This is a genomic window from Verrucosispora sp. SN26_14.1 (genome assembly GCF_004307965.1).
In the GTDB taxonomy this organism is placed as follows: domain Bacteria; phylum Actinomycetota; class Actinomycetes; order Mycobacteriales; family Micromonosporaceae; genus Micromonospora.
The window spans coordinates 1-9,816 of record NZ_SISL01000223.1; the positions used below are offsets into that span (position 1 = coordinate 1).

11 protein-coding genes and 2 pseudogenes are annotated in these 9,816 nt (G+C 71.9%); 9 read left to right on the plus strand and 4 right to left on the minus strand.

From position 1 onward, the window contains the following. Positions 1–46: 46 nt before the first annotated feature. A pseudogene (locus EYA84_RS19290) lies at positions 47–496 on the plus strand (glycoside hydrolase family 3 protein); the annotation flags it as partial. 204 nt (positions 497–700) lie between these two features. On the opposite strand, the gene EYA84_RS19295 reads toward EYA84_RS19290, so the two are convergent. Further along, positions 701–1,360, minus strand: a complete 660-nt coding sequence (locus EYA84_RS19295) for a GNAT family N-acetyltransferase (RefSeq protein WP_131054444.1) — start codon at positions 1,358–1,360, stop codon at positions 701–703. 168 nt (positions 1,361–1,528) lie between these two features. On the opposite strand from EYA84_RS19295, the gene EYA84_RS19300 reads away from it, so the two are divergent. Beyond that, on the plus strand, positions 1,529–1,711 hold the full coding sequence (locus EYA84_RS19300; protein ID WP_131054445.1) for a hypothetical protein: 183 nt from the start codon (positions 1,529–1,531) through the stop codon (positions 1,709–1,711). Between the two features lie 107 nt (positions 1,712–1,818). Beyond that, positions 1,819–2,337 (plus strand): hypothetical protein, encoded by a 519-nt coding sequence (locus tag EYA84_RS19305; protein ID WP_131054446.1) that lies wholly within the window; start codon positions 1,819–1,821, stop codon positions 2,335–2,337. A 4-nt stretch (positions 2,338–2,341) separates the two neighbouring features. Here EYA84_RS19305 and EYA84_RS19310 read toward each other — a convergent pair whose 3' ends face one another. Then, positions 2,342–3,067 carry a Clp protease N-terminal domain-containing protein gene (locus EYA84_RS19310; RefSeq protein WP_131054447.1) on the minus strand — a complete coding sequence of 242 codons (726 nt, stop codon included), beginning with the start codon at positions 3,065–3,067 and terminating at the stop codon, positions 2,342–2,344. A 189-nt stretch (positions 3,068–3,256) separates the two neighbouring features. Here EYA84_RS19310 and EYA84_RS19315 point away from each other — a divergent pair, with 189 nt between their 5' ends. Both EYA84_RS19315 and EYA84_RS19320 read left to right on the plus strand, forming a co-directional pair. Next, the gene (locus tag EYA84_RS19315) at positions 3,257–4,504 is read left to right on the plus strand and encodes a glycoside hydrolase family 16 protein (RefSeq protein ID WP_176092892.1); all 1,248 of its coding nucleotides are present in this window, start codon (positions 3,257–3,259) and stop codon (positions 4,502–4,504) included. A 125-nt stretch (positions 4,505–4,629) separates the two neighbouring features. Continuing rightward, entirely contained in the window at positions 4,630–5,376 is a 747-nt protein-coding gene (locus EYA84_RS19320) for a hypothetical protein (protein ID WP_131054448.1), read from the plus strand. On the opposite strand, the gene EYA84_RS19325 is transcribed toward EYA84_RS19320, so the two are convergent. Further along, positions 5,373–5,993, minus strand: coding sequence for a TetR/AcrR family transcriptional regulator (locus tag EYA84_RS19325; RefSeq protein ID WP_131054449.1), 621 nt, complete (start codon positions 5,991–5,993; stop codon positions 5,373–5,375). The genes EYA84_RS19320 and EYA84_RS19325 overlap by 4 nt on opposite strands. Positions 5,994–6,055: 62 nt before the next feature. Here EYA84_RS19325 and EYA84_RS19330 point away from each other — a divergent pair, with 62 nt between their 5' ends. Together EYA84_RS19330 and EYA84_RS19335 are read left to right on the plus strand one after the other, a co-directional pair. Further along, on the plus strand, positions 6,056–6,970 hold the full coding sequence (locus EYA84_RS19330) for an alpha/beta fold hydrolase (RefSeq protein ID WP_236145850.1): 915 nt from the start codon (positions 6,056–6,058) through the stop codon (positions 6,968–6,970). 152 nt (positions 6,971–7,122) lie between these two features. Continuing rightward, positions 7,123–7,950: a DUF72 domain-containing protein gene (locus EYA84_RS19335; RefSeq protein WP_201272427.1), complete on the plus strand. Its 828-nt coding sequence runs from the start codon at positions 7,123–7,125 to the stop codon at positions 7,948–7,950. 20 nt (positions 7,951–7,970) lie between these two features. On the opposite strand, the gene EYA84_RS19340 is transcribed toward EYA84_RS19335, so the two are convergent. Next, on the minus strand, positions 7,971–8,489 hold the full coding sequence (locus tag EYA84_RS19340; protein ID WP_394347591.1) for a DNA mismatch repair protein MutL: 519 nt from the start codon (positions 8,487–8,489) through the stop codon (positions 7,971–7,973). A gap of 108 nt (positions 8,490–8,597) precedes the next feature. Here EYA84_RS19340 and EYA84_RS19345 point away from each other — a divergent pair, with 108 nt between their 5' ends. Together EYA84_RS19345 and EYA84_RS19350 are read left to right on the plus strand one after the other, a co-directional pair. Continuing rightward, entirely contained in the window at positions 8,598–9,284 is a 687-nt protein-coding gene (locus EYA84_RS19345; RefSeq protein ID WP_131054452.1) for a response regulator transcription factor, read from the plus strand. After that, positions 9,281–9,816, plus strand: a pseudogene (locus tag EYA84_RS19350) (two-component sensor histidine kinase); the annotation flags it as partial. The gene EYA84_RS19345 and the pseudogene EYA84_RS19350, both read left to right, overlap by 4 nt.

Consider the following 9,816-nt stretch of genomic DNA (forward strand, 5'->3'; position numbering starts at 1 on the left):
TCGGCGGGGACGGTGACCTCGGACCGCGCGGTCCGAGGTCACCGTCCCCGCCGACCTCGGGTACGCCGCCGCGCGCCGGGCGGTCCGGGTGGAGGGCGTCCTGGCCGGGTTGGACCAGCCACTGGTGGTGCAGGTGCACGCCCGCTCCACCGTCGCCGAGGGACGGGTGCCGTGGGGGCTCGGCCCGCACCTCGACGGCACCGAGGAGATCCGGGTGGTGGCCACCGAGGCCGACCCGGAGGCGCTGCGCCGCCGTGCCGGCACCCGCCCGATCGTGCTGGTCGGGCGCCACCTGCACCGGCTGCCCGGCGGCCCGGAACTCGCCGCCGCGCTGGCCGCCACGCATCCGGTGGCGGTGGTCGAGATGGGGTGGCCGGCCGCGTGGCGACCGGCCGGCGTCCAGGCGTTCGTCACCACCTTCGGCGCGAGCCACGCCAACGGGCGGGCCGCCGCCGAGGCACTGGGCCTGACCGGGCACGCCGAAACCACACGCTGAGTCACCCCGCAGCCGATCCACATCGATGCGTCCGGGCAGGTCAAGTCCACTTTTCGACACCGCAGACCACGCGGTGGCTACTTGCCGACCACCACTCAGATACGTAGCGTGATCACATCGAGCCGCACATGGGCCTGGGGGGAGGCTGCGGACCGTGGATCCGGCCCGGGATCCACGGTCCGCGCCCTGCCGTCAGGTCGACCGTCAGCCCGGATAGACGCCGTACGACCGCCAGCCCCGGTCGGGGAAACCCGCCGCCTCCGCCACCCGGGCCGAGGCGGCATTGTCCCGGGCGTGCAGATAGGTCGGCACCGCGCCGTCCGCGAGCACCCGACGCGCGGCCTGGGCCACCAACCGCCGGGCCAGTCCGCGCCCCCGGGCGGCCGGCTGCGTACCCACCGCCAACTCGTGCCCGTGCCGGTCGTGCCGCTTGACGCCGACGCCGGCCAGGTAACGACCCCGCACGTCCCGCACCACCAGGACCGGCCGGTCGAACAGGCGTAACCAGGACGGCAGGCCGGCGGAACCGGGCGGCACCCACTCACCGACGTCGGGCAGGGGCGCGGGAGCGACGCTCCAGCGGAACACGTCGTCGTGTACCACCCAGCCGGGATGACCGACCGCCGCCGGCAACGCGTCCGGCAGCGACTCCGGCCGCCGGGCCAGGTCGCGTACCGCCGCGACCCGGTCCGGGGCCACCGAAAGCACGGTGCTCGTGCCGGCGGTGACCGCGACGGCCGGCCGCAACCGGCCGTCCCAGGCCGGGCGGGCGCGCCGGGTGGAGCAGACCACGTGCAGCCCGGGACCTGCCGGCCACTGCCCGAGCCAGGTCGCCAGGTGCAGGTGGAGCCGCCGGTCGAGCATCGCCCACCTCCGCACCGTCGCTCCGGCCTCCGCCGATCACGGTACGTCGGGCACTGGGCGCGGTGGTACCGATCGGGTGACCAACGCCTCGGCCGGGAACCCGGGTCATCGATCGACCGTCATATCCATTTCCATACATGGACAACTTTCTTTGAAACGGTGGGGGACATGCCGATTCAGCCGAACGACCGCTCCGCGCAGGACACCCGACGGATACGACGGTGCGCCGAACACTTCCCGGGTCAGCTCTCCTACGGCGGTCACCGCGCCGGCCTCGGTGCCCTCTCCTGGCACGACCTCAACGAACTGCCGGCGGGCTACTCCTCCCGCCGCCACCTCAACACGCTCTGAGGCCCCCGGCACCCGGGCCGGCCCGGCGAGCCAGCGCGTCCTTTCGCACACCTGTCGGGTAACGTCTGCTGGTCCTCCGACAGGCCACGACGGGAGCAACTGCGCACATGGGCAAGAAGACGATCCGCGTCTCCGACTTCAGCGGCACGGTGCTGGGTCCCGACGACGAGGCGGTCCGCGTCGTCGTCGTCGAGCATCCTGACCTGGTGGCCGGGCCCGTGCAGTTGGACGCGACGCCGGTGGAGGTGGAGAACATCGACGACGCCGCGCTGGACGTGGCGGTGGTCGAGATCCACGACCGGCACGGCAACGGTGAGCCGCGCCGGGTGGTGCTGACCGCGAGCGAGTTCGACGCGATGGCCACCGACATGCCGATGGCACAACTGCTCAAGACCGCCGAGCGGGTACGCCCACCGAAGGCGCGACGCGCCCCGGAGAAGATCGACTACGGCACCATCGACCACGCCGGCAAGCCGCACCGGGGGCGGGTCACCGAGGAGGAGGCCCGACTGGTGCGTGAGCACCTGGACGAGGTCAACAAGCGCCTCGCCGACGCCGGGCTGCGCCAGATCGAGCCGGAGGACCCGGAGCACGCCGCCCGGTACGGCTTCCCCACCGCGCCCTGATCCGCTACTCGAACACCCGGACCTTGGCCAGGGCCGCCGCGGTGCCCGCTTCCACGGCGGCCTTCTCCACACCGAGGCCGGTGAGCACGCCCTCGCCGTCCTCCTGCTCCAGCAGCGCCAGCAGGATGTGCTCGGTGCCGATGTAGTTGTGCCCCAGGCGCAGCGCCTCGCGGAAGGTCAGTTCCAGCGCCTTCTTGCCGGCCGCGTCGTACGGGATCAGATCCGGGACCTCGCCGACGGAGGGCGGCAGCGCGGCGGTGGCCGCCTCGCGTACCGCCCCGGCCGTGACGCCCTCGGCGGCCAGCACCTTCACGGCCAGGCCCTCCGGCTCGGCGAGCAGCCCGAGCACCAGGTGCGCCGGGCCGATCTCGGCGTTGCCGGCGGCGCGGGCCTCGTTCTGCGAGGCCATCACCACGTTGCGGGCGCGCGGGGTGAAGCGGTTGAACCCCTGTTGCGGGTCGATCGGCCCGGCGTCGCTCTTGGCCACGAAGCGCTTCTGCGCGGCCTGCTTGCTCACTCCCATGCTGCGGCCGATCTCGGTCCAGGAGGCGCCGGAGCGGCGGGCCTGGTCCACGAAGTGACCGATGAGATGGTCGGCGACCTCGCCGATGTGGTCGGCGACCATCACCGCGTCGGTGAGCTGGTCGAGCGCGTCGGGATGGGCCTGCTTGATGGCCTGGATCAGGTCGTCGAGCCGGACGGGATTGTTCATCTGGACCGGATTCGTCATGCGTCAACCATAGGTTGACGACCCGCAGTCGTCAACCCAAAGTTGACGATCACCGAGCGTCGTCACGCTCCATGATCGCTGTTAACAACCTTGACTAATTCTGTTGAAATCGACAGACTGCGATATGGAGAGCGCTCTCCCCTCCTCGCCGGGGCGCCAGCCTCATCCGCAGACCCCAAGGAGACCATCGTGTCCACCATCTCCCGAAGGCTTCGACGGACAGCCGCCGCCCTCGCCGCGGCCGTCGTCGCCAGCATGCTCGTCGTCCCCGTGACCGCCGCACCGGCCGCCGCCGCCATCGGCGGACTCACCTGGCAGGACGAGTTCAACGCCCCGGCCGGTACGCCGGTCGACCAGTCCAAGTGGCGCTTCGACATCGGCGGCCACGGCTGGGGCAACAACGAGCGGCAGTACTACACCAACAGCACCAGCAACGCGGTGCACGACGGGCAGGGCAACCTGGTCATCACCGCGCGCCGGGAGAACCCGGCCAACTACCAGTGTCACTACGGCCGGTGCGAGTACACCTCGGCCCGACTGCTCACCGCCGCCACCTTCAGCCAGGCGTACGGCCGGTTCGAGGCCCGCATCAAGATCCCTCGCGGTCAGGGCATCTGGCCGGCCTTCTGGATGCTCGGCAGCGACTTCGGCAACGTCGGCTGGCCGGCCTCCGGCGAGATCGACATCATGGAGAACGTCGGTCGCGAGCCGAACACCGTGCACGGCACCATCCACGGGCCCGGCTACTCCGGCGGCGGCGGGATCACCGGCAGCCGCGTCATCGGACAGCCGCTGGCCGACGCCTTCCACACCTACCGGGTCGACTGGGAACCGAACAGCATCCGCTGGTACCTCGACGGCCAGGAGTTCTTCCGCGTCGACCCGAGCCGACTCGGCGGCAACCGGTGGGTCTTCGACCACCCGTTCTTCATGATCCTCAACGTCGCGGTGGGCGGCAACTGGCCCGGCTACCCGGACGGCAGCACCCAGTTCCCGCAGCAGATGCTCGTCGACTACGTGCGGGTCTACGGCTACGTCCCGGACGGCAACACCGGCACCACCCGGATCCGGGGCCAGCAGAGTGGACGGTGCATCGACATCCCCAGCGCCAACCCGTACGACGGGGCGCCGTTGCAGATCTGGGACTGCAACACCACCGCCGCCCAGGCGTGGACCTTCGCCGCCGACGGCACCGTCCGCGCCATGGGCAAGTGCATGGACCCGGCCTGGGCAGGCACCGCCAACGGCACCGAGGTCAACCTGGTCACCTGTAACGGCAACCCGGCCCAACGGTTCACCCTCAGCCCCGCCGGTGACCTGGTGAACCTCAGCGCGAACCGGTGCGTCGACGTCCGGGAGAACAACCCGAACAACGGCGGCCGGTTGCAGCTCTGGGACTGCGGCGGCACCGCCAACCAGAAGTGGTCCCGCGCCTGACCGCAAGCGGTACCTGTGGGCTCACCGCCGTCGGCGGTGAGCCCACGCGCCGTCGCAGCCGTAAGAGTCGGTGACGGGCCGGGCGGGTAGTAGCCCCCTGCGGTCACCGAGGCACGGGAGGCGACGTGGAGAACGCTCAAGCGACCGACGGGCGACGGTTCTGGTGGTGGCTCGGCGGGGCACTGCTGGTTCTGGTGGTGGTGCTGGTCTCCGCCTGGACCTGGGTCACGGTGCGCGGCGACGGCCGGGCCGGGCACGTCGTCACCGGCAGCGCCGACGACCTGCGGGAGGCCACCTTCGTCCTGCTCGACGGCGCCGACGTGGTCCGGCTGCGCACCGACGACCTCGGCGGGGACGCGTACCGGGTGTCGACGTCCCGCGACTCGGGCGTACGGCCCGCGGTCTCGCTCGCCGACGGCAACATACTCACCAGCCTGCGCGGCACCGGACAGGACGGGCCGGCCATCGTCGAGGTGGTGCTGCACCACTCCGTACGCTGGCACCTGCGGCTCGGCGGCGGCGCCAAGGAGCAGCACCTCGACCTGCGGGGCGCCCAGCTCGGCGACGTCGAGTTCACCGCCGGGGCCAGCCGGATCGAGCTGACCCTGCCGCCGGCCGAGGGCACTCAGCGGACCGTCCTCAGTGGCGGCGCGAACCAGGTCGTCGTCCGCCTGGCCGGTGACGCCCCGGTGCGGGTACGCGCGGGTGGCGGCGCCGGCTCGGTCACCGTCGACGGATCCACCCAGTCCGGCGTGGCCGGCGGCACTGTGCTGACGCCGCCGGAGTGGGAGTCGGCCACGGACCGCTACGACATCGACGCCACCTCCGGCGTCTCCAGCCTCACCGTCGACCGCACCGACGGCGACGGCTAGCCGACCGAGCCCGCCGACGGCGTGCGGAAGACGTGGTCGAGTTGGTAGTCCAACAGCGCGATGGCGGTCTCGGGACTCCGCATGCCCGCCATGACGCTGTCGGCGAGGCCGGTCGCCAGGGCGAGCAGGTTGCCGGCCTCGGCGTCCGCGTCCCGCTCGGCTGGCACCGCACCTGAGCGCTGGGCGGCGGCCACCAGTTCGCATAGTGCGCGTTCCAGCTGGACCGAGTCGCGGCTGTAGGAGAGTTCGGCCAGCGCCGGGTCGGTCAGTGCCAGGGCGTGGTAGGCGGCGAAGACGATATAGGCGGCACGCTGCTCGGCATCGACGGGAACGAACTGAACCAGCCAGGCACGCAGGCTGTCCCGTGGGTGCTCCGCCGGGTCGACCGGCATCCCGGCTACGGCGCGCCGACCCACGATGTCGGCCTGGTGCCGCAGCCCGGCGAAGAGCAACTCCTCCTTGGTCCGGAAGTAGTACTGCACGGTGCTCACCGAGACGCCCGCCTGCGCGGCCACCGTACGCATGCTCACGGCGTGCAGGCCACGCTCGCCGGCGATCCGCAGCAGCGCGGCCAGGATCTCGCCTCGGCGCGCGTCACGGTCGGACAGTCTCGGCATCGTGGCACCCCTTGTCAGCCGTTTTGGTAGTACGATCGTACTACCAAAACGGGGAGGTCGACGTGCGAGCGACGCCAGGCATCGGACGGTTCACCAGCGACCAGGCACGGAGCAGGTTCCTCGCCGCCTATGAGGTGGCGATGGGCGCATGGCCGCACCCTCGACAGGAGTGGGACGTCGAGACGCGGTTCGGCACCGTCCACGTGCACCAGCATGGCATCGCCACGGGTGAGCCGATCGTGTTGTTACACGGCGCTCAGGGCAATTCCAGCAACTGGTATCCGCAGGTCGCCCCGCTCGGTGTCCACCACCGGGTCTACGCGGTGGACACCGTCGACGACCCAGGTCGCAGCGTGCAACGCCGACCGGTGCCGAGTACGACCGACAACGCCGCCTGGCTCGACGAGACGCTCACCGCACTCGGGCTGGACGGCGTCCACCTGGTCGGCCTGTCCTACGGCGGATTCCTGGCGCTCGCCCAGGCCCTGCACCGGCCCGACCGGCTGGCCTCGGTCACGCTGCTCGATCCCGGGGGCCTGGAGAAGGTGCCACTCAGGTTCTACGCGAACATGCTGGCCGGAGCGTTGGCGACACTGGCCCCCCGGCGCACCCGGCCCTGGTTCGCCCAGCGGCTGGCCAACCATGCCCTGGTCGAGTCCGCCGAGCAACTGGCCCCGATCATGATCGCAGCCCGGCACTGGCGGTCGGGCCGCCCGGTCGCAGCTCGCCGGTTCGACGACGACGAGTTGCGCGCGATCCGCGTGCCGGTGCAGGTGCTGCTGGCCGGGCGCAGTTCGTTGCTGGATCCCCGTCGGGCGGCGGCCCGGGCGGCGGAGCTGATCCCCTCGGTCCGCACCGAGATCGTGACCGGTGCCGGCCACGGGCTGCCGCTGGAACGTCCCGAGCTGGTCAACCAGCGCATTCTCGACTTCATCGCGTCCCTCGCCCCGGGCGACTCCGCCGGCCCGGCCCGCTGACGCGGCCGGCCAACGGACACCCGGCTACGGTACGTCAAGCCGGGGTCGCGCCGCACCGGGCCGCGCAGCAAGCCCGGCCGGGTGCCCGCACTGTCGCCGGGCCAGGGGCGGAGGAAGGAGTCGGCGGTATGCGGCTGCACGTCGGGTGTGCGATGTGGACGCACAAGTCGTGGCAGGGCCGGCTGCTGGCCCACCCGCTGCCGACCTCCGAACGGCTGCGGCACTACGCCGGGTGGTGCGACGCGGTCGAGGGCAACACGACGTTCTACGCCACCCCGACCCGGGACACCGTCGCCACCTGGGCGCAGCAGACCGGCCCGGACTTCCGGTTCGTGGTCAAGCTGCCCAAACTGGTGACGCACGAGCGCCGGCTCACCGACGTCACCGAGCCGATGCGGGTGTTCCTGGACGCGATGGCACCGCTCGGCCCGCGTGCCCACGCCCTCTGGGTGCAGCTTCCCGGCTCGTTCGGCCCGGACGACGTACCCACGCTGGCCCGCTTCCTGCGCCGGCTGCCCGCCACCCACCGAGCCGTGGTGGAGGTCCGCCATCCCGCCTTCTTCACCGAGCCGCACGCGGTCCGGCTGCTGGAGACCACGCTCGACGAGGCGGACGCCGAATGGGTGCCGTTCGACACCACCGCCTTCTTCGCCGACCCGCCGACCAGTGACGCCGAGCGCGACGCCTGGACCAAGAAGCCACGGATGCCGTTGCGCACCCACGCGCTGACCGACCGGCCCATCGTGCGCTACCTCGGCCGCGACGACACGGACCGGACGGTCGAGGGCTGGCAGCACTGGGTCGACGTCACCGTGGCCTGGCTGCGCGAGGGCCGCTCCCCCACCATGTTCGTGCACACCCCCGACAACGCCGACGCGCCGGTGCTCGCCCGCCGCTTCCACGACGAGGTCCGTGCCCGCCTGCCCGAGCTGACGCCCCTGCCCGAGCCGATCCCGGTCGAGCCCACCACCCTGTTCTGAGCGACCGCGCGGCACCGACCCTACGAGCCGACCTTGCTCACCTGCACGAACGGGCGGTCGTCCCACCAGATCGCGTGGATGATGAAGCTGCTGTTCGGCGCGTTGAAGTAGACCGCCATGTTGTCCGGCGAGTTCTGCACCTTCTGCACCGCGTACCCGTCCGCCGGGGTCGCCGTGACCAGCTCGACCACGCCCGCCGAGGTCATCCGGACGACCGCCTGGCCGCCCTCCACCCGGAACGAGCGGACGTAGCTGCGGACGCCGTCGTCGCCCACCGTCACCGTCCAACCGTCCTCGGTGGTCACGGTCGGGGCCGTGGTCCGGCTCGGTCTGGTCGTCGGGCGGCGGCTCTCCACCGACTCCCGCGTGGCGCTCGGCGTGGGGGTCGGGCTCACGCTGGGTCGCGGTGACGCCGACGTCGTCGGCGGCGGTGCCGACGAGGGCAGTGGCGTCGGCGGTCCGGGCGTCTCCGCCGCAGGTGGTGGACTCAGCGTCCGGTCCTGGGCGACCGGCTCCCGCAGCACGGGCAGGATCGCCATCGACGCGAGCACGATGCTCGACGCGGTGGCGACGCACCATCCCGTGATCGGCGCCCACCAGGAAGATCGCACGAAGACATCGTCTCATCTACCCATATGGTGTACGCCATGGCGATGATCCTGCTGGTCGAGGACGACCGGAACATCGCGGCCGCCCTCACCCGTGCGCTGACCGACGCCGGTCACGTGGTACGGCCCGCCGGGCACGCCGCCGAGGCGTTGCGGATCGTCAGCACCGAGCGACCGAACCTGGTCATCCTCGATCTCGGGCTACCCGACATCGACGGTGCCGACGCGCTGCGGATGATCCGTTCGGTCTCCGACGTACCGGTCATCGTGGCGACCGCGCGCCGCTCCGAGACCGACATCATCAGCCTGCTCGGCGCCGGTGCCGACGACTACGTGACCAAGCCGTTCTCCGGTGGACACATCCTGGCCCGCATCGACGCGGTGCTCCGCCGGGCCCGGCCCACCGCGACCGAGACCCCGCCGTCGATCACCGTGGGCGAGCTGACCATCCGTCCCCGGCAACGCCTGGCCGAACTGCACGGGCAACCCCTGCAACTGACCCGACGCGAGTTCGACGTGCTGGCGTACCTGGCCGAGCGGGTCGGTCAGGTGGTCAGCCGCCGGGAGCTGATGAACGAGGTCTGGCACCAGGCGCAGATCGGCGAGGAACAGACCATCGACGTGCATATCTCCTGGCTGCGTCGCAAGCTCGGGGAGACGGCCGCCCGGCCACGCTTCCTGCGGACCGTACGCGGGGTCGGCGTGATGATGGTCGAACCCCGATGAGGTGGGCCCTGAACCGGCTGGCCATCGCCATCACCTCGATGGTGGCGCTGGCCTTCCTGGTGCCGCTGGCCATCGCCACCGGGCAGATCGCCCGGGACCGGGCCGTCAGCGAAGCTCGCCAGCAGGCCACCGCCCTGGTCACCGTGCTGGGCATGGACGCCGACCCGATGCTGCTCACCAACGCGGTGGCCAGCACCACGGCGGGCAGCGCCGGACGGCTCGCCGTGCACCTGCCGGACAACGCGCCGATCGGCGTCACCCACGTCACCGACGCGCAGGTACGCAGCGCCGCCGGGGACCGCCGGTCGGTGCTGGCCCCGGCCGGCGACGGTGTCGCGTACCTGCAACCCACCGTGCTGGCCGACGGCCGCACCGTGATCGTCGAGGTGTACGTGCCCGAGGCCGACCTGCGCCGGGGCGTCCGGACCGCCTGGGTCGTCCTCGGTGGGTTGGCGATCGTCCTGGTGGCCGGTTCGACGCTGCTCGCCGACCGGCTCGGCGGCCGGCTGGTGCGGGCCACCCGGGACCTCTC

Coding starts and splice junctions, on each gene's coding strand:
- EYA84_RS19300 (WP_131054445.1), top strand. CDS start 1,529: ATGCCGATTCAGCCGAACGACCGCTCCGCGCAGGACACCCGACGGATA.
- EYA84_RS19335 (WP_201272427.1), top strand. CDS start 7,123: ATGTGGACGCACAAGTCGTGGCAGGGCCGGCTGCTGGCCCACCCGCTG.
- EYA84_RS19340 (WP_394347591.1), bottom strand. CDS start 8,489: ATGGCGATCCTGCCCGTGCTGCGGGAGCCGGTCGCCCAGGACCGGACG.
- EYA84_RS19295 (WP_131054444.1), bottom strand. CDS start 1,360: ATGCTCGACCGGCGGCTCCACCTGCACCTGGCGACCTGGCTCGGGCAG.
- EYA84_RS19310 (WP_131054447.1), bottom strand. CDS start 3,067: ATGACGAATCCGGTCCAGATGAACAATCCCGTCCGGCTCGACGACCTG.
- EYA84_RS19305 (WP_131054446.1), top strand. CDS start 1,819: ATGGGCAAGAAGACGATCCGCGTCTCCGACTTCAGCGGCACGGTGCTG.
- EYA84_RS19325 (WP_131054449.1), bottom strand. CDS start 5,993: ATGCCGAGACTGTCCGACCGTGACGCGCGCCGAGGCGAGATCCTGGCC.
- EYA84_RS19345 (WP_131054452.1), top strand. CDS start 8,598: ATGGCGATGATCCTGCTGGTCGAGGACGACCGGAACATCGCGGCCGCC.